Origin of the sequence: Brevibacterium otitidis (assembly GCF_042429315.1) — a bacterium.
Classification (GTDB): Bacteria; Actinomycetota; Actinomycetes; order Actinomycetales; family Brevibacteriaceae; genus Brevibacterium; species Brevibacterium otitidis.
This window is the reverse complement of sequence record NZ_JBHMAU010000032.1, coordinates 34,072-58,659: the sequence shown is the minus strand read 5'-3', so window position 1 is coordinate 58,659 and position 24,588 is coordinate 34,072. Positions and strand designations below refer to the sequence as shown.

Here is a 24,588-nt window from a genome sequence, read left to right as displayed (position 1 = left end):
GCGCTGACAATGACGGACACTGCGACGACTGAGATCCACCCCGGCACCGTGCGCGCCATCACCCGCATCGCGAAGAATGCGAAGGCCGCCGCCACAGAGCTGGCGACGACCTCGACGGCGGTGAAGAACGCCGCACTCGAGGCGATCGCACAGGCGCTGGAGGACAACACCGCCGACATCCTGCAGGCCAATGCCGAGGACCTGGAGACCGCGGAGAAGAAGGGCACCTCCGAAGCGATGCTCGACCGGCTGCGGCTGACCGAGGAGCGGATCGCCGATATCGCCGGCGCCGTCCGCGAGGTCATCGCCCTCGACGATCCGGTCGGCACCGTCATCCAGGGCCGGACCATGCTCAACGGCATCCAGCTGACCGAGCAGCGGGTGCCGATGGGCGTCATCGGCGCGATCTATGAGGCGCGTCCGAACGTCACCGTCGACATCGCCTCCCTGGCGATCAAGGCCGGCAACGCCGTCATCCTGCGCGGCGGTTCGGCGGCGAAGTCCTCGAACACCCTGCTCATCGCGTTGCTGCGGGAAGCCGTCGAAAGCGCCGGCCTGCCCGCGGCCACCGTCACCGGCATCGACGACCACGGCCGCGACGGCGCCCGCGTGCTTATGCAGTCCCGCGACTATGTCGACCTGCTCATTCCGCGCGGTGGGGCCGACCTCATCTCCACGGTCGTGCACGAGTCGATCGTGCCGGTCATCGAAACCGGTGCGGGCAATGTGCACATGTTCCTCGATGCCACCGCCACCGCCCGCCAGTCGGCCGACCTCGTCGTCAACTCCAAGACCCAGCGGCCGAGCGTGTGCAATGCGCTGGAGACGCTGCTCGTGCATGAGAAGGCCGCCCGCCGGGTGCTGCCGAAGGTGCTCGGCGACCTCGACGCCCGCGGCGTGACGATCCACGCCGGCCCCGATGTCGGCGAGCATGCTCCGGACAATGTCAGGATCCGGCGCGTGTCCCGCCGCGACTGGGCCAAGGAGTACCTGGGCCTGGAGATCGCCATCAAGCTCGTCGCCAGCCTCGATGACGCCATCGAGCACATCCGCGCCTACAGCTCCGGGCGCACCGAGGTCATCATCACCAACGACCTGTCGAACGCCGAGGCCTTCGTCAGCGCTGTCGACGCAGCCGCAGTCGGCGTCAACGTCTCCACCCGCTTCACCGACGGAGGACAGTTCGGCCTCGGCGCAGAGGTCGGAATCTCAACCCAGAAGCTGCATGCCCGCGGGCCGATGGGCCTGACCCATCTGACGACGAGCAAGTGGATCATGCGCGGCAGCGGACAGCTGCGCACCTGAGCTGCCGGTCAGCCACGCCGCCCCCGGTGCCGCGCTGACCTGGATTTCATGAGAAACTGGTGACAGTCGCCGCGTTCGCGCGGACGCCGGCACCACCTGACACAAGGAGAAACTGAGTGAAGACCGCCATTCTGCTCGCCCAGGCAACCGAGCATCATCAAGTGATCGAACTGCCGATGGACCCGATCTACTTCGGTCTCATCGCCTTCGGCATCCTGATGTTCCTCATGTTCGTCACGATGTCGTGGAAGGGCATTTCGCACCGCCACTGATATGTCATCAGGTCCGCGCAGAGTCGGTGTCATGGGCGGCACCTTCGATCCCATTCACAATGGTCACCTGGTTGCCGCCAGCGAAGTGGCGGCCATGTTCGATCTGGACGAGGTCGTCTTCGTGCCCACCGGCATCCCCTATCAGAAGCAGAACGTCACTGCTGCTGAGCACCGCTATCTCATGACGGTCATCGCGACCGCCTCGAATCCGCGGTTCACGGTCTCCCGGGTCGACATCGATCGGCCCGGGGCGACCTACACCATCGACACGCTGCGCGATCTGGCCCAGGTGTATGGTGACAACACCGAGCTGTACTTCATCACCGGCGCCGATGCTGTCGAACAGATCCTGACGTGGAAGGACGTCGACGAGCTGTTCTCGCTGGCGCATTTTGTGGGCGTCACCCGGCCCGGGCACGACCTCACCGGTGAGGGGCTACCGACCGATGAGCTGAGCCAGCTGCAGATCCCGGCGCTGGCGATCTCCTCCACCGACTGCCGTGCGCGCGTGGAGAAGGGTCTGCCGGTCTGGTACCTGGTGCCCGATGGTGTCGTGCAGTACATCGCAAAGCACGAGTTGTACAGGAGTGACGATGGCTGAGGAGTTCATGTCCCGCAGAGCGCGCCGGGAAGCTGAGCGGCGCGCTGCCGAGGAGGCCTTCGAAGCTCGCCAGGCCGGCGGGCGGATCGGATCGCAGCCTGCAGACTCCTCACCTGCCCCGTCCTTCTCCGACGCCGAGGTGGTGCCCGTGCGCCATGAGCGCGGTCCCTTGGCAGCGGACCGCCCGATCGAGGAAGCGCAGCCGCAGGCGGCGGCTTCCCGGCGCCGCAGCGATGATCCCTCGGCTCCCGCGCCGGCAGCCGAGCAGGCTCCTGTTGTGCAGCAGGCACCGGAGCCTGCGCAGCAGGTGCAGTCGACGCCATCACCGGCTCAGCCGGTTTCGTCGTCGCCGAAGCCCGAGCATGCTCCGGCGGCCGGTGGTGACGCCGCCGATGCCGCAGCTGAGATGCCGACGTTCGCCACGCGCGCTGAGCGCCGCCGCTATATGCGTGAGCACGGCCTGCTGCCGACACCGGTCGATGCACCCGAAGGCGAAGCCGCGCAGCGGTCAGCCGGGCAGCCGGAAGTGGGGCAGCCGTCAGCCGAGCAGCAGGGCCGCGCAGCTGTCGCAGCGAGCGGCCCGACCGCGCAGGACGTCCCGACCGCCCATGACGTTCCGACGGCACAGGACGCTCCGGCAGCCGAGCAGACCGCTCCCATGACACCGCGCCCGCCGGCACCCTCCGTCGCGGACACAGGCACCCCGGAGGAGCCGCGCTATCCGGCCGCGCCTGCCCGCCAGGCCTCATTGACGAACCTCGCCGGTGACCTCGTCGACGATTCTGAGTCCAGCTACCCGCAGACCACGGGCTCGCAGGGCGCTGGCGCACCCGCCAGCGGTGCGTCTGCAGATCAGATGCGTCCGGAGGACGTCGGCACCCAGCGGATAGCAGCTGTCGACCGTCCGGATGCCCCGGCGCCGTCGCCCTCGGCGGCCCAGTCCGGCGCACCGGTGAGTTCCGCCCAGCCTGCCGCAGCGCCGTCTGCCCAGCAGGCCGCCGCCCCCGAGCAGTCAGCAGCGGCGACGCCCGTGCCGGACAACGCCTGCCCGGCCACAGGAGCTGCGACCCCCGACAGCGGACACGACCTCACGGCCCGCCGCCAGCGGCGCGCCCCGGTCGTCAGACCGCCGCGCACCGAAGGCATCCGCGTCGTCACCGGCGCGATGCAGCTGACCCGCACCCAGGAGGCCATCGACAAGGCCCGGCGTGCCGAAGAAGCTGAGGCGGCCACCGCCTCGGGCGCGGCAGCCGAGAACGCCACAGCCGAGAGCCCGACGGCCGCAGCTCCCGCGGCTGTGCCCGCCACGCAGGCACCTGCGACGGGCGCGCCTGCGCAGGCGCAGCCCCAGGCTGAGAAGTCCGCTGAGTCTGAGGCTCCCACGGCCGCCGACGCCGCCGATCAGCGCGATCCGGCTGAGCTCGACGACCATGAGCTGCGGGTGGCGGCCTCGGGTCCGATGACCACCCCGATCGATGCGATCCCGGCCGAAGAGCTCGAAAAAGAGGTCGAAGGCGACGCCGTCGAATCCTGGGAAGCCCCTGACGCCGGGGAAGGCGATGAGCTCGCCAGCCCGCCGGCCCCGCCGATGAGCGCACGTCAGATCACCCATGAAGACGGCGACATCCTCTACGACGGTGAGCCGTCGAAGCTGCCGTTCATCGTGCTCGGTGTCGCCGGCATCGCAGCGCTCGCGCTCATCGTCTTCGCCCTCATACTCATCTTCTGAGGAAGCTCCGCAACGAAAGGACCTGCGTGACGGCTACCGACCACGCGATCACTCTGGCCCGCACCGCCGGCCAGGCTGCCGCCGACAAGCTGGGCACCGACATCGTCGCCCTCGACGTCAGCGAGCAGCTGTACCTCACCGACATCTTCCTCATCGCCTCCGTGTCCAATGAGCGGCAGGCCGGTGCTGTCATCGACGCTGTCGAAGAGGCGCTGCGCCGCACCCACAGCGTCAAGCCGACCCGGCGTGAGGGCAAAGGCTCCTCGGGCTGGTCGCTCATCGACTTCGGCGACCTCGTCGTCCACGTCTTCACCGCCGAGGACCGGCAGTTCTATGCACTCGAACGCCTGTGGAAGGACTGTCCGGTCGTCGAACTCCACATCGACGAGGCAGGGGAGCAGCACTGATGGTGGACGCACTGTACTTCGTCCGACACGGCGAAACCGACTTCAACCGTGAGGGCCGCTTCCAGGGGCACGCCGATATTCCGCTCAACGCCCTCGGCCGCGAGCAGGCCGCCGCGGTGGCGGCTGAACTCGCCGGCCACGACATCCGCATGGTCGTCTCCTCCGATCTGTCCCGGGCGCGTGAGACCGCAGACGCCATCGCCGGCAGGCTCGGCGTCGAAGTGCAGGAGAATCCGCTGCTGCGCGAGCTCAGCGTCGGCGAATGGGAGTCGAAGACCCGTGACGAGATCAGAGAGATCTGGCCCGAGCTGCTGGCAGCCTGGCTCGGCGGGCAGGACATGCGTCCACCCGGCGGCGAGAGCCGCAGCGAGTCAGCCAACCGGGTTGTGCAGGCGATCCGCGCCCTCGTCGCCGAGATCGGCGACTTCGACGGTGCCATCGCGATCGTCGCCCACGGCGCCGTGCTGCGCGGTGCGGCAGAGGAGCTGCTCGGGATGGGTGAGTCCAGCGGCAGCCTCGGCGTGCTCGGCAACTGCGCCTACGGTGTGCTCACCCCGCGCCGGGACTCCTGGGTGCTGCGCAACTGGGGGATGAGCGCAACCGATACGCCCGCCTGAGGCATCGGCACGCCAGCCTGCGGTCACCTCGGGAGCGGCAACCTCACCTCGGGGCCGGCAGTCCCATCTCGGGACCGGCCGCCCCTTCTCAGCGCCGCCGCAGCGGCCCCTGCGCGTGCAGCTCGCGCGCAAGATCGACCAGCTTTTGCGCGGAATGTTCCCAGCTGAACGTCAGTGCCTGCGCACGGCCAGCCGCGGCGGCCTGCTGCCATCGCTCGGCATGCGAGAGTTGCAGGATCGCTGCAGCCATCGCCTCGGGATCGTGCGGGTCGAAGAATTCCGCGACGCCTGCGGCGAGCTCGTGGAACACCGGGATGTCTGAGAGCGCCACCGGCACTCCGCGGCTCATCGCCTCGACGACCGGCAGCCCGAAGCCCTCCTCGAAGGAGGGCATGACGAGCGCAGTCGCGGAATCGAGCAGCTGCTCATAGTCCGCATCGCTGATCCCGCGGTGGAACACGACGCGGGCGCAGTCGGGAGTGATGCTGCGCAGCCGCGCCTCGAGCTGCGGGGTGATCCGGCTCGCCAGGTGCAGCGTCCACCCCGGCAGCCAGTGCAGCGACTGCACGAGAGTCTCGACGTTCTTGTACGGCAGGAACGAACCCATGTACACGAGCGTGCGCGCATCATGACCTGAGCTGCGCTCGGGCAGCGTCTCCGGGGCAGTGGCCGCATTGCGGATGACGGTCACCGGCCGGCGGGTGAAGCCGTGCTCGGCGAGCAGCCCCGCGGTCGTTTCGGAGACCGCCGCCACCGCATCGGCGCGGTCGAGCAGCAGCCGCTGCGGCCAGTGCGCCTGGTGATAGAGCCGCCAGATGCCGCGCACCGGCGCCGGCAGATCCTTGGGCGGCTGCGGATGCGAGTAGTAGATGAGGTCGTGGATCGTGAGGATGAGACGGTAGCGGCGCGGCCACGAACCCATCACCTGCATGGGGGAGAAGACGACATCGGCGCCGAGGCGGTTGAGCTTCGTGCCGATCCACGCCTCCGCCGGTGAGAGCGGGGAATTGAGCGTGACGGTGGGGACCTCGGGCAGCAGCGCAAGCTGCCGGTCGTCGTGATTGATCGCAGTGACCTCGACCTCGGTCCCGGCGGTGAGTTCAAGGAGCGCGCGCAGCAGTTCGGCACCGTAGCGGGAGATCCCATCATGGCGGGTCATCCGGGTGAAGCGGGCATCGAAGAAGAGTCTCATCGCCGTCCAGCCTAGAGGACGCCGCTGCCGGCAGTGGGGCCCACCTGGGGCGCTGGGCTGTCTCTCAGCGTTTTGGCCAGGTTCGTTCAGTGTCTATAGTATGTTGACCATGTTCCACGCGACCCCCGCCCTCGTGCCCGCCGGCGCTTGTGCCGCCCTCAAGTCCGAGGTCGCTGTCACGAGCGGGCGGACGGAACATCCATGACCGGACTTGCCACCCTCGTGCTGCTGGCAGCACTTGTCGCACTGACGCCACTCATCACCACGGTCTGCGGACGGGCCTCCGGCTGGCCGATCGGCGCCGGATACATCGCAGCCGCAGCCGCGTTCATGCCGGCCACCACCCAGGTGCTGGCAGGACAGACACCGCAGTGGGCGTTGCCGTGGCTGCCGGCATTCAACGTCGACCTGGCCTTCCGCATCGACGGCATCGGCGTCGTCTTCACCCACATCGCGCTGCTCATCGGCGCAGCCGTGCTGTTCTACTCCACGCGCTACCTCGACCCCGGGCGCAACCTCAGCTTCTACTGGCTGATGGTCTCCTTCACCTTCGCGATGGTCGTGCTCGTGCTGACGAACGATCTGCTCGTGCTGTTCATCGCCTGGGAGCTGACCTCGCTGGCATCCTTCATGCTCATCGCCCGCTCCGGGGAGACAGGCCACGCACCGGCCTTCCGCACGATGCTCATGACCTTCATCGGCGGTCTGCTGCTGCTCGTGGCCGTCGGACTCATCATCGCCGTCACCGGCACCACGAACATCGCCGAGGCGCTCACCGCCGGCTTCTGGGCCGAGAACCCGGCCGCCACCACCGCCGTGGCGCTGCTCGTGGCCGTCGCAGCGATGACGAAGTCCGCGCAGTTCCCATTCCACTCCTGGCTGCCCGATGCGATGGCCGCCGCCACCCCGGTGAGCGCGTATCTGCACGCGGCTGCGGTCGTCAAGGCCGGCATCTTCCTCGTCATCCGCTTCAGCCCCGCCTTCCACGCGACACCGGCCTGGAACGGCCTGCTCATCACCGCCGGCCTCATCACCACCGCGCTCGGCGGCTGGTTCGCACTCAACCAGGCGGACCTGAAGAAGCTCATGGCCTATTCGACGGTCAGCCAGCTCGGCCTCATCATCGCCGCGATCGGCGTCGGCAGCGAGCTCGCGCTGGCTGCAGCGATCCTCCACGTCATCGCCCATGCGCTGTTCAAGTCCGGACTCTTCATGATGGTCGGCGTCGTCGACCACATCGGCCACACCCGCATCTTCGGCCAGATCCCGCAGCTGCGCCGCATCGCGCCGCTGTCGTTCATCGTCACGATCATCGGCACCGCCTCGATGGCCGGCATCCCGCCGCTGCTGGGCTTCGCGTCGAAGGAGACGATCTTCATGGCCCTGCGCGAGACCCCCGGCGCGGCAGCGCTGGGCTGGCTCGCGCTCATAGCCGGAGCCGCCGCCTCGGTGCTCACCTTCGCCTACTGCGCCAAGATCGTCTTCGGCAGCTTCGTCGACGGGCCCGAGGCGAAGCCGGCTGATCTCGGACACGAAGATCCGATCATGCTCACCTTCGCCGCCGTGCCGATCCTCGCATCGGTGCCGCTGGCGTTCATGCTGCCGGTGCTGGAGAAGCTCGTCGTCCCCGCCGCCTCGGCCGCGCTGCCAGGCACCGCACCGGAACCGCACCTGGCGCTGTGGCACGGCATCACCCCAGAACTCATCGCCTCGGCGCTCATCATCACCGCCGGTGTCATCATCATCCTCAGCCGGCACCGCGCCTGGCGGTTCTTCACCGCCGCGACCCTGCCCTTCGACGGCGCAGCCGTCATCAGCGGCATCACCGCCGGACTCGAACGCCTCGGCGGCCGCGCCACCCGCATCATCGGCGAAGAGCGCGCCGCTCCGCACGTCGCCGCGATCATCGGCATGCTCTCGGTCGTCTCGCTCGGCGGCCTCGCCGTCGTCATGCGCGGCGACGGGCTGCCGGCAGCGCAGCCGAATCTCTCGCGGCCGATCGACTTCGTGCTGCTCGGGCTCATCAGCTTCTCCGTCATCGCCGTGTGCTTCTCCCGCTCCCGGATGACCGCCACCGTCGCGCTGTCGGCCGTCGGCATCCTGGCGACCGTGCAGATCATGGCGATCGGCGCACCGGATGTCACCCTCACCCAGCTGCTCGTCGAAGCGATGACGATCATCGTCATCATGCTCGTGCTGCAGAAGCTCCCGCGCACCTTCTGGAAGTACCCCAAGCGCATACAGATGCGCCGCGGCGCCCTGGCCGTCCTCGCCGGCCTGGCGATGGGCGGGATGACGTGGGCGATGAGCGGGCGGCGCGAACGCTCCGAGATCGCCATGTGGTACCTCAACGAAGCTCCCGAGGTGTCCGGCGGCAACAACATCGTCAACGTCATCCTCGTCGAGTTCCGTGCGCTCGATACGCTCGGCGAGCTCACCGTGCTCGGCATGGCCGGCATCGCGATCGTCGCAGTCATGTCGACGGTGCGCGACAAGTTCATCGACCCGCCCGCCTCCGAGGTCCCGGAGATGCCGCGCCGGCCGTGGATCGTGCTGCGCCCCCGCGGCTCGATGGCCCACCGTGCCGTCACCCTGTCATGGCCGAACGTCGTGGCCATGCAGCTGATGATCCGCTTCGTCGGCCCGATCCTGGCGATCACCTCGGCGCTCATCTTCTGGCGCGGGCACAATGAGCCCGGCGGCGGCTTCATCGCAGCCCTCGTCGGCTCGGCCATCGTCGGCCTGCTGTACATGTCGACCTCGTCCGACCGGGCGATCGGCCCGCCGCGAGCACCGCTGTTCCTCATCGGCGGCGGCATCGGCGTGGCCGTCCTCACCGGCATCTACGGCCTCGTCTTCGCCGGTTCCTTCCTCGAACCCATCCAGTTCGAGCTGCTCGGCGTGCACATGACGACTTCCCTCGTCTTCGACGTCGGCGTCTACCTCGCCGTCGTCGGACTCATCCTCGTGTCCTTCAACCTGCTCGGCACCTCGGACTCGGCCTTCACCCCAGCCGGTGACGACGTCCTCTACCTCGGCGAGATGCACCGCGATGTCGTCGACCACGAGCGCACCCGTGAGCGCACCGATGAGATGGTCTACGGCGAGCTGGCCGGACCGATGGAGAACATGCGAGGCGAGCCGCCCACAGCCGAGGACTACTTCCGAGAAGACAGCGACCATACCCGGTTGTCGAGATCATCGAGGCACATCGGCTCAGGCACCCAGATGAAGGAGCGTGGAGAATGATCCTGGCAGTCACAGTCGGCGTTCTCACCGCAGGCGGGGTGTACCTGCTGCTGCAGCGCTCCATGGTGCGCGCCGTCTTCGGCCTCACCCTCATCTCACATGCAGCGAACTTCGCACTGCTGGCCTCCGGGGTGTCCGCCTGGCGCGGTGAGCCGCTGGCTGACCGCACCGATGCGGCGCTGGCTGCCGATCCGCTGCCGCAGGCCTTCGTGCTCACGGCCATCGTCATCACCCTGGCGGTGACGATCTTCATGCTCGCGATGGCGGTCCTCGGCCACGATGACGACCAGTTCCGCACCCCGGAGACAGGGGAGGCTCACCAGTCGTGACCCCCGCCCTGCTGCTGCTCATCATCGCGATCCCGCTGTTCGGAGCGGCCATCACCACGATCATCCGCTCGCGCGCCTTCGAAGGCGCCGTGCTGCTGGCTGTGCCGGTCATCATCGGCAGCTTCGGCATCGGCCTGCTCATCTACCACCAGAGCGTGCCGGTCATCGCCCACTCCGTCGGCGGCTACGAAGACGGCCTGGCGATCCCGTTCGTCTCCGACACCTTCACCGCTCTCATGCTCACGGTGACCTCGCTGGCGGCGTTCGTCTGCTGCCTGTTCCTCATCACCACCGGTGAGGACCAGTACCGGTTCGTGCCCTCGCTCGTGCTCATGATGCTCACCGGCGTCTACGGTGCCTTCCTCACCGGCGATATGTTCAACCTCTTCGTCTTCATCGAGGTCATGGTGCTGCCGTCCTACGCCCTCATCGCCGTCACCGGCACCTGGCGACGGCTCGGCGTCGGACGCATGTTCGTCATCGTCAACCTGCTCATCTCCACGATCCTCGTCATCGGCGTCGGCTTCGTCTACGGTGCCGCCGGCACCGTCAACATCGCCGGGATCGCCGCGCTCGGGCACGTCTCCCCGCAGCTGTCGCTGGCGATCGGCTTCGTCCTCGTCGCCTTCCTCGCCAAGGCCGGCGCCGCCCCGATGCACGGCTGGCTCATCCGCTCCTACCCGAACACCTCGGCGGGCATGATGGCGCTGTTCTCCGCCCTGCACACCAAGGTCGGCCTCTACGCCGTCTACCGCGTCTACACCGCCGTCTACGGTCAGCCGGCCCCCTGGGCATGGGTGCTCGTCGCCCTCGTCGTCGTCACCATCCTGCTCTCGGCCGTGTCCGCCTTCGGCGAGCACCGCGCACGCAATGTGCTGGCATTCACGATGTCCAACGGCGTCGGCCACATCCTCATCGGTGTTGCGCTCATGACCGCCGCGGCGCTCTCGGCCGGCATGTACTACCTCGTCCACCACATCATCACGATGGCCGGGCTGCTGCTCGTCCTCGGTGCGGTCGAACAGACCTACGGCACCGGCGCCTTCAAGAAGCTCTCCGGCCTGGCCCGGCGCGAGAAGCTCGCGACCGTGCTCATGGTGCTCGGGCTCTTCAGCATCATCGGCCTGCCGCCCACCTCGGGACTGTGGGGCAAGGTCGGCCTCGTGCTCGCCACCGCGAACTCCGGCAGGCCCGGCGCATGGATCATCCTCACGACGATCGTCATCGGCTCGATCATCGCGCTGCTGGCGCTGCAGCGCATGTGGTCGAACACCTTCTGGGGCGCGGACATGACCACCTACCATCCGGACTCACAGCAGACCGGCAGGGCACCGGCGACGGAGCTCACCGCCGAGGTGCGGGTCCCGCTCGGACTGCTCATGCCCGGGGCGATCATGATCGCCGTATCGGTGTTCCTGTTCTTCGGCGCGCAGCTCGTCATCCCGCTCACCGACCGGGCAGCCGAGGGCCTGCTCAACATCACCCCCTATCTGGAGGCGGTGCTCGGACATGTTTAATCCGATCAACGCGCTCGGCTACACCGCTTGGATCCTCAAAGAGGTCGTCAGCGGCAGCATCGACGTCATCACCCACATCTTCAAACCCGGCACCTACGGTCATCCGATGATCGTCGAACTGCCGTTGCGCTGCGTGACCGATGTCGAGATCACGCTCATGGCCTCCTCGATCACCATCACCCCCGGCACGCTCGTCGTCGCCGTGGGCGCCGGTGACGACCACCGTCCGCCCACCCTGTTCGTCCACTCGCTGTTCTCCGACTCCGAGGACGAAGCACTCGAAGGGCTCCGAGATATGGAATCGCGGCTGCTGAAGGTTACCCGCGGCCGCGCGCCGGGCCAGATCCGCGAAGGCAGGAAGTCAGGTGATGTGCGGTGATCGCTGTGCTCTGGATCTGCATCCTCATCCTGTCTGCGAGCATCGTCATCGGTCTGGTGCGCGCACTCACCGCGATCGACATGGGCTCGCGGGCCATCATCGGCGACCTCGTGTACTTTTCGGCCATCGGCATCCTCACCTGCATCGCGATGCTCGTGGACCTGTCGATCATCCTCGATGTCATCTTCCTGTCCTCGCTGCTCGGCATCCTCGCGACCGTCGCACTGGCCCGCATTCAGACGAGGGGGCACCGATGATGTCCGATACTCTCGCCACTGTGCTCGTCGGTGTCCTCGGCATCACCGGCAGCCTGATCGTCCTCTTCACTGGCATCGCGATGTTCCGCGCCAAGGACGCGCTGTCGCGCATCAACGTCTTCTCACCGGCCACCGGCCTCGGCATGCCGATGATCCTGGCGGCCGCTTACATCTACACCCTGTGGGAGGACGGATTCAGCCTCATGCGCCTGTTCATGGCGTTCGTCGCCTTCGTCGCGCTGCTGCTCGTGTCCTCGGTCGCCTCGAACACGCTCTCGCGCGCGACGTTCATGGGCGGTTCGCCGGTGTGGCGCAAAACCCACCCCAACCGCCTGGCCGAACCGCGCAATCCCGAAGACGACGCCGACCTCGACTGAGCGGTCAGACCGCCCGCGGCTCAGTCTTCGGCGGCGTCGATGAGCGCAGCGATCTGCTCCGGGCGCTCATAGTGCGTCAGGTGCCCGACCCCATCGAACACGACGAGGCGCGCATCCGACAGTGCGCCGCCGAAGGCCTCGGTTGCGGGAAGCGGGGCGATCTCATCGTCCCGCCCGGCGACGATGGTGACAGGCATCGTCAGGGCGGCTGCCGCCTCGGCGACGGTGTGCCGGATCGACACGTCGAAGGCCTCAGCGAGCGAACGGCGGTCGGAGAACGTCGAGAAGTGCCGGCGATGCTGATCGTGGATGAACGCCCGCAGCCCCGGATCGCGGCTTGCGGCCATGACCTCGCTCATGAGCCGGACGATGATGCGGCTGCTCAGCAGCCCGGTGCCGGCGCGCTCGGGCAGCCGCTGCCCGGCCCAGTAGTAGGCCTGCGCGGCGCGCGTCAAGATCCTGTTCGTGCCCTCCAAAGCGGGGGAGACGATCGGGTTGAGCAGGATGAGCGGTGCCGCCGCCGAGGCGGTGGGCGTCTGGGCGCGATCGGTGCGGCTCATCGTGCGGGCGGCCCAGTTGGCTGTCAGGATCGAACCGAAGGAATGGCCGATGACCAGCGGGGGAGCACCCGCAGCAGAGGTCACCGCGGTGACGAGTCCGTCGAGGAGATCGAGATAGCCAGCCAAGGTCAGTCCGCCTGGCAGCGGCGGGGTCTGGCCGAAGCCGGGCAGATCCGGGATGTAGGCGTCGCGGGTGCGCAGGTGATGGGCGATGAACGACAGACCGTGGTGGTCGCCGCGGAAGCCGTGGATGAGCAACACCGGCCGGCGGTCTGCGCGGGCGGACCCGCTGCGCGCCGGGTAGTGCCATAGCGCCGTCGGATGTGCGCCGTCCCGGAAGGGCACGGAGAGATCGCTGCGGGAGCCGGTCACGAAGTCCATTGAGTGAGAGTCTAGCGGCCGGTGATCGGCGCACGTCCTGGGCTCAGGTGGGGCGGTGCGGCGCTGAGGCGCAGCGTTGCGCAGCTCACACCGGGCTGATTTTGCAATTCCGGCGCGGATGAGTAACATCGATACAGGCGTTCGGGAGAACACCTACCCACACGGGGGTATGGCGCAGTTGGTAGCGCGTCTCCATGGCATGGAGAAGGTCAGGGGTTCGAATCCCCTTACCTCCACTTTCTGAAATCTCGGACACTGCGTGCAGTGCCCGAGATTTTCGTTTCCACGGCCGCCCGTGCCGCGGCCGCGCTGCAGCCCACGGTCACCGACGACATCGCGTTGCTCCGCCTGTCTGCTGCAGTAGTCTGAGTCCGACAGACGGCGGTCGAATGAGGAAGAGGCAATGGCGCGAACCGGTCAGCGCGGACACGATCCCGCGGCAGCATTCACGATCGTGCGTCTTGACTCCGCTGACTGGTCAGCCCACCGCGCGCTCCGGCTCGAAATGCTCCTGGACTCCCCCGAGGCCTTCTGGGGGACCTATGCGGACGCCCTGCAGCTGACCCCGGACGACTGGCGGGCCCAGCTGAGTGACGACCGGATCGTGCTGCACGCGTCCTCTGCCGAAACCGACGAGCCGCTCGGATGCCTCGTGCTGCTGCTGACGGGCTACACCGAGGATATGCCGCTGGCCGCTGACGAGGCGATCCTCACCAAGATCTGGGTGCGCCCCGCCGCCCGGGGCAGGGGAGTGTCAGCTGCGCTCGTGCGCGAGGCCGCGCACCTCGCCGAAGGGATGGGCAGGCCGCGGCTGCTGCTCGACGTCGATGACAGCAACACCGCCGCTATCCGCTCCTATGAGCGGATGGGCTTCCGTCCCACCGGCAGCAGCTATCCCCGTGAGGGGACCGGCACCTGCTGGACCGAGTACAGCGCTCACGCTGCACAGCTGCGCTGAGCACATCGCCGCTGGACGATGCTCGCGCAGCCGCCGTCGAAGCCGCGGTCCGAGCATCGTCGTCCATGCATGGATGAGCGGCCCGGCACGGCGTCTGACAGGGGAGGATGAAACTTTTTTGACGACCGCCTGCTGCCTTACGCACATAAGGGAAAGAGCGGAATCGAAAACCGCTTCTCAGCCTGTGCTGATTCGAATCTCAGCGTTTGTTGTGCTTGTATCGAACATGTGCCGAAGCCAGGATCTGACTTCGGCACTGTTCTGCGCCGACACTGTCTGATGTGCTCGGAAGGCACCGGCGCGGACGCTCCTCTCGCCCCTATCGAAACGGAGAATCTGTGCCGTCGTCTTCTGACACTTCACACCTTGTCCAGCTCGGCATCCCCGGTATCGTGCTTCTGCTCCTGCTGTTCTACGGCGGAACCATGTGGATGTCGATGGCCATCTCGAAGAAGAAGGAGAACGCCGACGACTACATGACCGCCGGCAACCGGATCGGCTTCGGAATCTCCGCTGCCTCGATGACGGCAACCTGGATCTGGGCCTCGTCGATGTACGCCTCGGTCACCGCAGGCTACACCTACGGTGTCTCCGGCCCGATCCACTACGGTCTGTGGGGCGCGCTCATGATCCTGTTCATCTACCCCTTCGGGCGCCGCATCCGCGCTGTCGCTCCCCGCGCACACACCCTGGCTGAGGTGATGTACGCCCGCCACGGCCGGTCCTCGCAGCTCATGCTCGCAGGTTCGAATGTGCTCGGTTCGGTCATCTCCCTGACATCGAACTTCATCGCCGGCGGTGCGATCATCTCGCTGCTTTCCCCCATCAGCTTCGGCGGCGGCATCCTCATCGTGGCTTCCGGTGTGCTCCTCTACACCCTGTGGTCGGGCTTCCGCGCTTCGGTGCTGACTGACTTCGCTCAGGTGTGCGCGATGCTCGGCGCGACCGTCATCGTCATCCCCATCGTGTTCTTCGCCGCAGTCGGACCGGACATGTTCGAAGCCGGTCGGGCTGCCGGCACCGTCACCGCCGCCCAGGAGAGCTTCTTCTCCTCGGATGCCTTCATGAACCAGGGCGCTCCCTACATCGCGGCCGTCCTCGCCTACGCCATCGGCAACCAGACGATCGCCCAGCGGCTCTTCGCGGTACGGCAGGACCTCATCAAACCGACCTTCGTCACCGCCACCATCGGCTACGGCGCCTCGGTCATCGGCATCGGCATGATCGGTGTCATGGCCCTCTACCTCGGCGTGCAGCCGCTGGACGGCGACGTCAACAACCTGCTGCCGCAGATGGCTGCCACCTACCTGCCGGCCATCCTCGTCGCCGTCGCCTTCATCATGATCATCGGCTCGCTGTCCTCCACCGCCGACTCGGATCTGTCTGCGCTCAGCTCCATCGTCATGACCGATATCTACGGTCAGTCCGTCGGCCGCCGCAATGCCGATCCGCGCACTATGCTGCTCATCGGCCGCGTCACGATGATCGTCGCCACCGGCGCCGCCCTCTATTTCGCCACCGCCCGGTTCAACATCCTCGACCTGCTCGTCTTCGTCGGTGCGCTCTGGGGCTGCCTCGTCTTCCCGGTCATCGCGTCGTTCTACTGGAAGAAGGTCACCAACAGCGCCTTCACGGTCTCCGTGCTTGCCGCGCTGGCAGTCTTCATCCCGGTGCGCTTCGAACTCATCCCCGTCACCGGAGCCTGGGCGCTCATCGTCGAGGCGCTGGCCATCATCGGTGTCGGCGTCGTGCTCGGCATCATGGCCTTCGGATTCTTTGGTCTCCGCTCAGCGCTTATCGTCGGTGCCGTCACCACGGTCGCCACCGGCTTCGTCGGCTTCGGGTTCCTCCGCGACTACACGGTGCTCTCCGCATCGCTTGTCGCCTACGCAGTGTCGTTCCTCGTCTGCTGGGGCATGTCCGTGCGCTCGGATCAGGACTTCGACTTCGACGTCATCCAGCAGATCACCGGCGACTTCGACCCCACCGATGACGACGCTGCGGACACCGACTTCGATGCCGAACTCCGCACACTCGATGCAGCCGACGGCCCTGCGCGGCACGCTGATGAACCCGACCGCGCCGACAGTGCCGAGTCGGCTGACCACGCCGGCTCTCGGGCGACTCCGAACACCCCTGATGAGAGGAAGTGACATCTGATGTCCATCACCATCCTGACCCTGTACACCCTCATGTGGCCGGTGCTCGTCGCCGGCGTGCTGCTCTTCATCGTCACAGGCTTCATCGCCGACATCCGCGCCGCACGGCGCAACGACGACATGGTCATCTGAGATCTGATCGACGTCGTCATCTGAGACCCGATCCCGGCACCGCTGACAGGGCGGACGGCAGACAGCACAGACTGCTGCCGTCCGCCCTGCGTGCTTAGTCCTTGCGGACCAATCACAGTTCCGTCCTCAGCCAGACGCGGCGGTGTGCATGCCTGAACAAGCATGGAGTCATGAACACAGCACAGAAGAACTCAGCCACCGACGACAAGACTCCAGCCATCGACGTCCGCGACCTCGTCTACCGCCGCGCCGGGCGCACGATCCTCGACCACGTCAGCCTCCGCGCCGATCCCGGCGACGTACTCGCCCTCATCGGCCCCAACGGCTCCGGGAAGTCCTCCACCCTGCGCTGCCTGCTCGGACTCGCCCGCCCCGCCTCCGGCACCGTCGACATCAACGGCGCCCCCTACCGGCAGCACGGCAACGCATCCGGAATCGGCGTCGCCCTCGACAACTCCGGCTTCAACCCGCACCACCGCGGCCGCGACGCCCTGCGCATACGCGCCGCAGCCATGGGCCTGCGCGGTGAGCCTGCCCACAGCGCCATCAGCCAGACCCTGTCGATCGTCGGGATGACCGAGGCGGCAGGAAGGCGCATCGGCCGCTACTCCTATGGCATGCGCCAGCGCCTCGGTCTCGCCGGTGCACTGCTGGGCAGTCCGCGCACCCTCGTCCTCGACGAGCCGAGCAACGGACTCGACCCGGCAGGAATCCGCTGGCTGCGGGAATTCATCACCGACTTCGCGGCACTCGGCGGCACGGTGCTCGTCACCAGTCACAACCTCAGCGAGATGACCCGCAGCGCCACCCGGTTCGCCGTCATCGACAACGGCCGCATCACCTCGGCCCCGGCTGCCGGCGAGATCGACGACCTCGAAGCGCACTTCTTCGCCCATACGAGCCAGACCGCAGCGCACTGAAAGGCAGATCATGCTCAGCGAATTCCTCAAACTCCGATACAACCGATCAACCACGGTGCTGGCAGCCGCCGCGGCGGCCGCAGTGCTGCTCGCCGGCATCGTCATGCTGCTCATCGACCCTCTGCTCGACGCGCTCATCGGGCTGAATGACACCATCCCGAATGCGACCAACGCCGATTCCCTCGATCCCGCCGCACGCGCAGCGCTGCAGCCCGACAGCCCCGGCATCATCTGGCTGCTGGCCAACATCACCGCCAGCAGCGGAGGCGACCTGGGTGTGCCGATCTGGTGCGCACTCATCATCGGCGCCGTGGCAGCCACCTGGGAGTACCGGACCGGTGCGATCATCCCGACGATGCTCGCTGAGTCCCGCCCCTGGCGAGTCGTGGCCCACAAGACGGCAGCCGTCGGCGCGGCCGTCACCGCAGGCTCGCTCGTTCTCGTGACGATCTCGGCCGGCCTGCTGCTGACCGCCAGCCAGCTCCACGACGCCATCCTGCCGGGCTGGACGGAGCTCCTCGCCAACTGGCTGATCGGCGCCGTAGGACTCGGTCTGGTCGCCATGCTCGGCACGCTCATCGGCTTCCTCATCCGGTCGCAGCTGTGGACGATCATCGCCATCGTCGCCGCCGGGCTGCTCGAGACCGGTCTGCGCCAGCTGAGCACGCTGTTCTCCGGTGACATCACCGTCGCACAGCTGCTGCCCTTCGGCCTGCCGGCAGACGCGCTGCACAGCGAGGCGATCCTCGGGATCGAGGCCCAGGGGCTGGGCGCTGGTGCGGCTCTCATCGTGCTGGCCGGCTGGGTGCTCGTCGCCGCAGCAGCAGCGGTCCTGACTGTCAGCCGGCGCGAACCGGCGATTGGCTAGGATCGGGCCATGCGCGCAATGGACCGGAATCTCCTCGTCGATGCCGCCATAGCCGTGCTCTCTGCAGCGACGGTGCTCATCACCGTCGCTGTCGAACCGCTCGTGTTCAGCGCGGCCGGCCCGCGCCCTGCCGCGATCGCCGTGCTGCTCACGGCGACAGTCGCAGCGCTCAGCGGTTATCTGCTGCGCTTCCGGATCGGCATCGGCTGGTCCTTCGCCGCCGTTGCCGGCATCTACCTGCTCTACCTCGCACTCGCCGGGGAGGCGCCGGCAGGTGTGGTGCCTGTCCTCTTCGCCATCACGGTCAGTCTGTGCCGGCGCGTGACGCCGCGCGCTTCAGCACTGACAGTCGCTGTCTTCGTACTGGTCAACATCGTCCTGCAGCTCGCCCGCGGGGTGTGGCCGGCCGACGCTGAGCGCCTCGGAGTGGAGACTTCGGCGGCGGTTGTGCTGCCGCTGCTCGTCTTCAACCTCGTCGCCAACTCCGCTGTGCCGGCAGCCGCCGGCTGGTGGCTGCGGACGAACGATGCGCGCGTGCAGGCACAGGCTGAGCTCGTCGAGATGACGCGGCAGAGCCGCGATCTGGCCGTCGCTGAGGCGGTCCTCACCGAGCGCGGGCGCATGGCCCGAGAGCTGCACGATGTGGCCGCGCACCATCTCACCGCTGTTGCCGTCAGCGCTCGCGCGCTCGAGCGCGTCGATGATGCGACCATGGCAGCTCGGCTGCGCGCTCAGCTGCTGTCCGACGCTGATCAGGCGATGGAGAGCATCAACGACGTCATCACCGTGCTGCGGGAACCGGCACCGCCCGGTGGTGATGGCGAGAGAGCCCCGGTCGCATCAGTGCAGCACCTGACACAGCTGTTCGATCAGGTCAGGCAGCGCGGCGCCGTGACCGTGGGAGACGTGCACCTGGATGCTGTCGACGAGTCGCTGCCGCGCAGCACGTCCCATGCCGTCTTCCGCATCGTGCAGGAGGCGTTGACGAACGCCGAGCGCCACGCGCCCGGCTCCACGGTGACGGCGGCGGTCACCGCCGACGCCGCCGGCCAGCTTGAGATCCTCGTGCGCAGCACTGCCGGCACAGCGCAGACGGCAGGCATCGACGGCACCGGCACCGGCCTGCGCGGCATGCGCGAGCGCGCCGAACTGCTCGGTGGGGCGCTGAGCGCCCAGCCGAGCGGCAACGGCTTCACCGTGCGCGCCCGTCTGCCGCTGACCCGGAAGGAGCAGGCATGATCCGCGTCGTCATCGCCGATGATCAGCCTGTCATCCGCACCGGATTCTCCGTCATCGCAGAGTCCGCCGGGGACATCGAGGTCGTCGGGCAGGCCGGTTCCGGTCCCGAGGCGGTGGAGCTGGTGCGGACGCTGGCCCCTGACGTGGTGCTCATGGACGTGCGGATGCCTGACGGTGACGGGCTGACAGCCACCGCGCAACTGCAGGACACCGACACCGCGGTCGTCATCGTCACGACCTTCGATCTGGACGACTACGTCTTCGGAGCCCTCGACGCCGGTGCGGTCGGCTTCCTGCTTAAGAACGCCGACGCAGATGACCTCATCGAAGCGATCCGCGCCGCCGCCCGCGGCGAGGGGCTCGTCGGCCCTGAGGTGACGCGGCGCATCGCCGCCGAATTCGCCCGGCGCCGACCGCATCCGGCAAGCGGCGGCAGCGGCGACGGCCGGACACAGCTCCCCGGGCCCGAGGTGCTCTCAGAGCGGGAGCGCGAGATCGTCACCGCGCTGGCCGAAGGGCTGTCGAACGCGGAGATCGCCGCCCAGCTGCACATCGAGGTCTCAACGGTGAAGTCCCATCTCGCCCGGATATCCCCGCGGCTCGGGGTGCGCGATCGGGTGCAGCTGGTCGTGTGGGCCTACCGCAGCGGCCTAGTGCGCTGAGAGGTGCCCGAGGTCGGCGCGCCGGGGTCGATGTGCAGATTGTCGATCAGCCGAACACTGCCGACGTAGGCGGCGATGAGCGCGAGTGCCGGCAGCTCGGTCGTCGGCTCCAGCGTCGCCGGGTCGACGACCTCCAGGTAGTCGAGCGTGACATCCGGGGTGCTGTGCACCTGCCGTCTCAGCCCTTCGAGATCCCAGTCGCGGCCGGCGCGGGCGCGTTCCCGCAGCGCGAAGAGCGCATTCGACAGCGCCAGCGCCGCTTCCTCCTGCTCGTCGCTCAGCAGCAGGTTTCTGCTCGACATCGCCAGCCCGGCAGGCGTGCGCTGCGTGGGCACCGGCTCGATGGTGACCGGGAAATTCATGTCGGCGACCATCCGCTTGACGATCATCACCTGCTGGGCGTCCTTCTCACCGAAGTACGCGTGCAGACGGGCCGGTCCCGGCGGATCGAAGATGTTGAACAGCTTCGCCACCACGGTGGCCACCCCGTCGAAGTGGCTCGGCCGCGAGGCACCCTCCAAGGTGGTGCCCATCCGGCCGGAGGACACCCGGATGATCGGCGCGTCGGGATAGCCGGGGTACATCTCCTCGACCTCCGGGGCGAAGACGATATCGACACCGGCGTCCTGCATCGTCTGGCAGTCTCCGGCCAGGTCGCGCGGATACCGTTCGAGGTCGAGCGGCGACTCGAATTGCAGCGGGTTGATGAACAGCGAGGCGACCACCACCTCGTGCGCGGCCCGGGCGGCCTGCATGAGGGCGGAATGCCCGCCGTGCAGCGCGCCCATCGTGGGGATGAGCCCGACGGAGGTGGCGTCGCGGTCGCGGATGAGTTCGGCCATCTCCGAGCGCAGCTCGGCGACAGTGCGGGTGATGATGAGCTCGGCCATGTCAGGTCCCTGGGTTGAGCGAGGAGGTTCCGGCCAGCCTATCGTCTGCGAGCATCCCGAAGATGAGGGTGTCGGTCCATTCGCCTTTCGACCACCAGTCCTGGCGCAGGTGCGCCTCAGCGGCCATGCCGACCCGCCGCGCCAGCCTGGCCGAGGCGGTGTTGCGGGCGTCCATCTGCGCGCTCACCCGGTGCAGGCGGTAGTGATTGAACGCCACCGTGAGCACTGCGGCGACCGCCTCGCTGGCGTAGCCCCGGCCGCCGTGCGCGGGATCGAGAACCCAGCCGATCTCCGCCGTCGCCCCGGTCTCGCCGGTCCGCCACAGAATGACGTCGCCGATCACCGCAGTGTCGCGTTCGATGATGAGCGCCAGGCTCGCCGCCGAGGTCTCCAGGCCGGTGCAGGCCAGCCGTTCGGTCGTCTTCGCATCGGCCATCTCCGGGGTCCAGGCCTCGTCGAGCAGGTAGCGGGCGACAGTGGGCTGGGAGTAGATGCCCAGCAGCGCCTCGGCATCATCGCGGCGGTGGGCGCGCAGCCGCAGCCGAGGTGTGAGCACCGGCAGCTGCAGGGGTGGGCGCTCCGGAGGCGGGGGAGTCTCGGTCATCGCGGCGCTCCTTCGGGCGGTGAGGACATCAGCCCTAAACTAACACGCATCGGTTAAGCTGATTGCGTGAGCTACTGGGATGAGCCGCGGCCCGTGCAGCGCCGTCGCGCGATCGACGTGGAGGCGCTGGCGCGCACAGCTGCTGAGCTGCTGGATGAGGGCGGCTTCCCTGCCCTGACGATGCGTGCGGCTGCCGAGCGGCTCGGTGTCGCCGCGGCGAGCCTGTACTCACGTGTGCGCGGTGTCGATGATCTGCACGACCTCGCCCTTGATGCCGCTCTCGCTGACGACGACAGCATGCAGCAGGCGGTGGCCGAGGCTGCGATCGATGAGCTGATGCTGGCGTACTTCCGCCATCTGCGCCGCCATCGGTGGGCCGGTCAAGTGATCGCGCTGCGCACACCGCGCGGGCCGCACTATCTGGCGCTGTCGGAGCGGATGTGTGTGCTACTGCGCGATGCGGGTATGGCCGATCCTCTCGGCTGTGCCTATGCGCTGTCGAACCTCGTCATCGGCTCAGCACTGACGTCGGCGATGGCGGCAGGGGAGCAGGCAGCGCCGGTCGATCCCACCATCGCCCCGGTCTATGCACAGCTGCACGCCGGCCACACCGTCGACCCCGAACAGATCCTCACCGCCGCAGTCCGGGCGCTGCTCGCTGCCGTACCCACGCGCTGAGACGTCCACTGCGACGGTTCTCACCAGCATCGGCAGTCGAGGTGCGCCGCCGAGGAGTGAGACCTGCAGCCGGGAGACAGAAGACGCCGGGGTGGACGCGATCTGCATCCACCCCGGCGTTGTGTTCACAGCTCAGTGCTCGTGATCATCATGGTCATGGTTATGGTCATGGTTGTGCTCATGCTCGTGATCGTGGTCGTGCTCATGTTCATGGTCACCGTGATCGTGACCGTGGTCGTCGCCGTGTTCCTCGGCGCCTTCGGGTACCTCACCGGAGGCGGCAGCGATCTCATTCGGCACCTCGGGCAGGTCGACGCTGTCGGTCACGTCGCCGTCGGCAAGATCGACGATGTGGAGCTTCTTGGCCTCGGGCTCGGTGATGTAGACATGCTCACCGGAGACATGCACGGTCGGGCTCGGCTGCTGCCAGTCCTCCGGTTCCTCCCATTCATCGGTCACCGGGATCTCCTTGTCGATCTTCCCGGACTCCGGGTCGATGACGCGCAGCGTTCCATCGGTGCCGTGGACGAGAGCCTCACCATCAGCACCCCGCGCAATCGAGGTGTACGCATAGGACGCCGGCAGATCCACGAGCTGGAGCTCGCCATTCGTCGTATCGGTCAGCGTCACCCGCTGCGGACGCTCCATCTCCGCATCGGGATCGCTCTTGTAGTCCCCGAGCACCACAGGGGAGTCCTCATGGCCCTTCTGGTTGCCGATCCGGCCGAACTCGTCAGGGGAATCGACCTTGGTGATCTCATTGCCCTTGATGATGAGCAGACCGTTCTCACAGCCGACAGTGATGACGCCGTCCTTGGCAGCGGCCTCGCCGTGCACGCCCGGGCAGTCGCTGTTCTCAGCGATCTCCTCACCCTCGGCGTCGCGGATGACGACACCGGACCGCGTCTCCTCATTGCCGACGGTGTGAACCATCGAGCCGTCAGCGCGCATCACCGCGACACCGTGATGTGCCTCCTCAGCCTGGGTTTGCTCCGTCTTGATCGGCGCATCAGCAGAGAGCTCGGCAGGATCGAAGGAGTGGATCTCGCCGGTGCCGTCGAAGAATGCGACGGACATGCCGTCATGGTTGACGAGGTGGCCCGGGTGGCTGCCGTCGATGCGCTGCTCAGTCAGCATCGGATCGGTGGTGTACGAATGTGAGTGATCCCCGTGCGGCTCCGACCACGTGCCCATATCGAGCAGACGGAACGCATCGCCTTCGGTGAGGAACAGGTGCCGGTTGTCACCTGCACCGTTGAGGCGGGTGAAGCCCTCCGCCTCGAAAGTGTCGAGGACCTCATGGGATTCGCTGTCGAGGACCATGACGCCGCCGTCATAGGTGAGCGCGACGCGCTCGGCCGGGCCGGCGGCTTCGGTGGTCTCCCGGTCGGTGGGCTCCGGCGACTGGCCCGCAGCATCCGAGTCGGTGCTGCCGCAGCCGGCGAGCACAGCCAGCGACAGTGCCGCAGTCGACGCGGTGAGGATGGACGGGATTCGTGATGCGTGGAAAGTCATGCCGGTCATCGTGACAGCGGCCGACGGACATTGTCATAGCTTCATGCGCGCATGCGCCTCGGGGGCCTGAGCTTATGATGACAAGGGGACCTGTCCACCGCCGGCCCATGACCTGCCAGGCGCGGCCGGCACCGACGCGAACGGATGCAGACGCATGTGGGGTACCTATCCCGAATGGATCTCAGCAATCACGGCCATCGGTGCGCTCATCTTCGCGGCCACGGCATGGCTCGCGGCGAAGAGGATGCTGCAGCTAGAGCAGGAACGCGACGCCAAGGCCTTCGGCCGCGAGCGCGAACGTCAGGCACGATGCATCGCCGCCTGGGTGGTGGGGGTGCGCTGGATCCCCAAGGAGAAGGAGCGGGTCATGGAGAGGGATCGGAAGCATCGTGATGACAAGGACAGCGAACCATCCAGCATCGGCGTGATGATCGCGAACTCCTCCGACGCTCCTGTCTACGACGTCCGCGTAGAGTTCGGCAATCCGGAGAACTCCACGGTCAGGGCCGTGCGTGCGGACGTGCGGACATTGCCGCCGGGGCAGTGGATCAAGGTGCTGCGAGAGAACGCACGCTGGCGGATAGCCTCGAGCGCAGCCGATGAGCTCGAGGAGCTCGACCAGCAGCGCTCATGGGTGTTCCTGCAGGGGGAGCGGTCATTCGAGAGCACGATTCCGCTGGCCGACGCGCGCAAGTACGCTGTCGTCGGGATCGAGTTCACCGATTCGCGCGAAAACCGCTGGCGACGCGATGTGCGCGGCCGGCTCACGCTCACCGAACCGCGGCAGTGAC

The 24,588-nt window shown here is 67.5% G+C and carries 26 protein-coding genes and 1 tRNA gene; 22 read left to right on the top strand and 5 right to left on the bottom strand.

What is annotated here, in order from left to right; genetic code table 11:
• Positions 1 to 9 precede the first annotated feature (9 nt).
• The 6 genes from ACFFN1_RS04440 to ACFFN1_RS04415 all read left to right on the top strand — a co-directional run bounded on the left by ACFFN1_RS04440 (position 10) and on the right by ACFFN1_RS04415 (position 4,931).
• A complete protein-coding gene (locus tag ACFFN1_RS04440; RefSeq protein WP_376838984.1) occupies positions 10 to 1,305 on the top strand; it encodes a glutamate-5-semialdehyde dehydrogenase in 1,296 nt (431 codons plus the stop codon).
• Between the two features lie 116 nt (positions 1,306 to 1,421).
• Positions 1,422 to 1,577 (top strand): hypothetical protein, encoded by a 156-nt coding sequence (locus ACFFN1_RS04435; protein WP_376838982.1) that lies wholly within the window; start codon positions 1,422 to 1,424, stop codon positions 1,575 to 1,577.
• 1 nt (position 1,578) lies between these two features.
• Complete coding sequence (nadD, locus tag ACFFN1_RS04430) at positions 1,579 to 2,178, top strand: nicotinate-nucleotide adenylyltransferase (protein ID WP_376838980.1); 600 nt, start codon at positions 1,579 to 1,581, stop codon at positions 2,176 to 2,178.
• A gap of 7 nt (positions 2,179 to 2,185) precedes the next feature.
• Positions 2,186 to 3,907: a hypothetical protein gene (locus ACFFN1_RS04425; protein ID WP_376838978.1), complete on the top strand. Its 1,722-nt coding sequence runs from the start codon at positions 2,186 to 2,188 to the stop codon at positions 3,905 to 3,907.
• Positions 3,908 to 3,933: 26 nt separating this feature from the next.
• Positions 3,934 to 4,314 carry a ribosome silencing factor gene (rsfS, locus tag ACFFN1_RS04420; RefSeq protein ID WP_376838975.1) on the top strand — a complete coding sequence of 127 codons (381 nt, stop codon included), beginning with the start codon at positions 3,934 to 3,936 and terminating at the stop codon, positions 4,312 to 4,314.
• The gene (locus ACFFN1_RS04415; protein ID WP_376838974.1) at positions 4,314 to 4,931 is read left to right on the top strand and encodes a histidine phosphatase family protein; all 618 of its coding nucleotides are present in this window, start codon (positions 4,314 to 4,316) and stop codon (positions 4,929 to 4,931) included. Before rsfS ends, ACFFN1_RS04415 begins: the two co-directional genes overlap by 1 nt.
• Positions 4,932 to 5,019: 88 nt before the next feature.
• On the opposite strand, the gene ACFFN1_RS04410 is transcribed toward ACFFN1_RS04415, so the two are convergent.
• The gene (locus tag ACFFN1_RS04410) at positions 5,020 to 6,123 is read right to left on the bottom strand and encodes a glycosyltransferase family 4 protein (RefSeq protein ID WP_376838972.1); all 1,104 of its coding nucleotides are present in this window, start codon (positions 6,121 to 6,123) and stop codon (positions 5,020 to 5,022) included.
• Between the two features lie 201 nt (positions 6,124 to 6,324).
• On the opposite strand from ACFFN1_RS04410, the gene ACFFN1_RS04405 reads away from it, so the two are divergent.
• From ACFFN1_RS04405 to ACFFN1_RS04380, 6 genes are read left to right on the top strand one after another with little or no spacing between them, the layout of a single operon-like run.
• Positions 6,325 to 9,372 (top strand): DUF4040 family protein, encoded by a 3,048-nt coding sequence (locus ACFFN1_RS04405; RefSeq protein ID WP_376838970.1) that lies wholly within the window; start codon positions 6,325 to 6,327, stop codon positions 9,370 to 9,372.
• Positions 9,369 to 9,701 carry a sodium:proton antiporter gene (locus ACFFN1_RS04400; RefSeq protein ID WP_376838967.1) on the top strand — a complete coding sequence of 111 codons (333 nt, stop codon included), beginning with the start codon at positions 9,369 to 9,371 and terminating at the stop codon, positions 9,699 to 9,701. The genes ACFFN1_RS04405 and ACFFN1_RS04400 overlap by 4 nt, the downstream gene beginning before the upstream one ends.
• Entirely contained in the window at positions 9,698 to 11,218 is a 1,521-nt protein-coding gene (locus ACFFN1_RS04395; protein WP_376838965.1) for a proton-conducting transporter transmembrane domain-containing protein, read from the top strand. Before ACFFN1_RS04400 ends, ACFFN1_RS04395 begins: the two co-directional genes overlap by 4 nt.
• Positions 11,211 to 11,597: a Na+/H+ antiporter subunit E gene (locus ACFFN1_RS04390; protein WP_376838963.1), complete on the top strand. Its 387-nt coding sequence runs from the start codon at positions 11,211 to 11,213 to the stop codon at positions 11,595 to 11,597. The genes ACFFN1_RS04395 and ACFFN1_RS04390 overlap by 8 nt, the downstream gene beginning before the upstream one ends.
• Positions 11,594 to 11,854, top strand: a complete 261-nt coding sequence (locus ACFFN1_RS04385; RefSeq protein WP_376838961.1) for a transporter — start codon at positions 11,594 to 11,596, stop codon at positions 11,852 to 11,854. The genes ACFFN1_RS04390 and ACFFN1_RS04385 overlap by 4 nt, the downstream gene beginning before the upstream one ends.
• Entirely contained in the window at positions 11,851 to 12,231 is a 381-nt protein-coding gene (locus ACFFN1_RS04380) for a cation:proton antiporter (RefSeq protein WP_376838959.1), read from the top strand. Before ACFFN1_RS04385 ends, ACFFN1_RS04380 begins: the two co-directional genes overlap by 4 nt.
• 20 nt (positions 12,232 to 12,251) lie before the next feature.
• On the opposite strand, the gene ACFFN1_RS04375 is transcribed toward ACFFN1_RS04380, so the two are convergent.
• The gene (locus ACFFN1_RS04375) at positions 12,252 to 13,172 is read right to left on the bottom strand and encodes an alpha/beta fold hydrolase (RefSeq protein WP_376838958.1); all 921 of its coding nucleotides are present in this window, start codon (positions 13,170 to 13,172) and stop codon (positions 12,252 to 12,254) included.
• A gap of 163 nt (positions 13,173 to 13,335) precedes the next feature.
• Between ACFFN1_RS04375 and ACFFN1_RS04370 the strand changes: the two genes are divergently transcribed.
• From ACFFN1_RS04370 to ACFFN1_RS04335, 8 genes are all read left to right on the top strand, one after another.
• Positions 13,336 to 13,408: transfer RNA gene (locus ACFFN1_RS04370), tRNA-Ala, on the top strand.
• 167 nt (positions 13,409 to 13,575) lie between these two features.
• Positions 13,576 to 14,130: a GNAT family N-acetyltransferase gene (locus tag ACFFN1_RS04365; RefSeq protein ID WP_376838957.1), complete on the top strand. Its 555-nt coding sequence runs from the start codon at positions 13,576 to 13,578 to the stop codon at positions 14,128 to 14,130.
• Positions 14,131 to 14,555: 425 nt separating this feature from the next.
• Positions 14,556 to 16,283, top strand: coding sequence for a sodium:solute symporter family protein (locus ACFFN1_RS04360; protein WP_376839011.1), 1,728 nt, complete (start codon positions 14,556 to 14,558; stop codon positions 16,281 to 16,283).
• A gap of 6 nt (positions 16,284 to 16,289) precedes the next feature.
• Positions 16,290 to 16,421: a putative transporter small subunit gene (locus ACFFN1_RS04355; RefSeq protein ID WP_217497276.1), complete on the top strand. Its 132-nt coding sequence runs from the start codon at positions 16,290 to 16,292 to the stop codon at positions 16,419 to 16,421.
• 170 nt (positions 16,422 to 16,591) lie between these two features.
• On the top strand, positions 16,592 to 17,341 hold the full coding sequence (locus ACFFN1_RS04350) for an ABC transporter ATP-binding protein (protein ID WP_376838955.1): 750 nt from the start codon (positions 16,592 to 16,594) through the stop codon (positions 17,339 to 17,341).
• Between the two features lie 10 nt (positions 17,342 to 17,351).
• Positions 17,352 to 18,209: a hypothetical protein gene (locus tag ACFFN1_RS04345; RefSeq protein WP_376838953.1), complete on the top strand. Its 858-nt coding sequence runs from the start codon at positions 17,352 to 17,354 to the stop codon at positions 18,207 to 18,209.
• 9 nt (positions 18,210 to 18,218) lie between these two features.
• Positions 18,219 to 19,448 carry a sensor histidine kinase gene (locus ACFFN1_RS04340; RefSeq protein WP_376838951.1) on the top strand — a complete coding sequence of 410 codons (1,230 nt, stop codon included), beginning with the start codon at positions 18,219 to 18,221 and terminating at the stop codon, positions 19,446 to 19,448.
• Positions 19,445 to 20,110: a response regulator gene (locus ACFFN1_RS04335; RefSeq protein WP_376838949.1), complete on the top strand. Its 666-nt coding sequence runs from the start codon at positions 19,445 to 19,447 to the stop codon at positions 20,108 to 20,110. The genes ACFFN1_RS04340 and ACFFN1_RS04335 overlap by 4 nt, the downstream gene beginning before the upstream one ends.
• On the opposite strand, the gene panC is transcribed toward ACFFN1_RS04335, so the two are convergent.
• Entirely contained in the window at positions 20,086 to 21,000 is a 915-nt protein-coding gene (panC, locus tag ACFFN1_RS04330; RefSeq protein WP_376838948.1) for a pantoate--beta-alanine ligase, read from the bottom strand. The genes ACFFN1_RS04335 and panC overlap by 25 nt on opposite strands.
• 1 nt (position 21,001) lies before the next feature.
• The gene (locus ACFFN1_RS04325; protein WP_376838947.1) at positions 21,002 to 21,604 is read right to left on the bottom strand and encodes a GNAT family N-acetyltransferase; all 603 of its coding nucleotides are present in this window, start codon (positions 21,602 to 21,604) and stop codon (positions 21,002 to 21,004) included.
• A gap of 66 nt (positions 21,605 to 21,670) precedes the next feature.
• On the opposite strand from ACFFN1_RS04325, the gene ACFFN1_RS04320 reads away from it, so the two are divergent.
• Complete coding sequence (locus ACFFN1_RS04320) at positions 21,671 to 22,282, top strand: TetR/AcrR family transcriptional regulator (RefSeq protein WP_376838945.1); 612 nt, start codon at positions 21,671 to 21,673, stop codon at positions 22,280 to 22,282.
• 132 nt (positions 22,283 to 22,414) lie between these two features.
• Here ACFFN1_RS04320 and aztD read toward each other — a convergent pair whose 3' ends face one another.
• Entirely contained in the window at positions 22,415 to 23,797 is a 1,383-nt protein-coding gene (gene aztD / locus ACFFN1_RS04315) for a zinc metallochaperone AztD (protein WP_376838944.1), read from the bottom strand.
• A gap of 154 nt (positions 23,798 to 23,951) precedes the next feature.
• On the opposite strand from aztD, the gene ACFFN1_RS04310 reads away from it, so the two are divergent.
• Entirely contained in the window at positions 23,952 to 24,587 is a 636-nt protein-coding gene (locus tag ACFFN1_RS04310) for a hypothetical protein (protein WP_376838942.1), read from the top strand.
• Position 24,588: the final 1 nt, after the last annotated feature.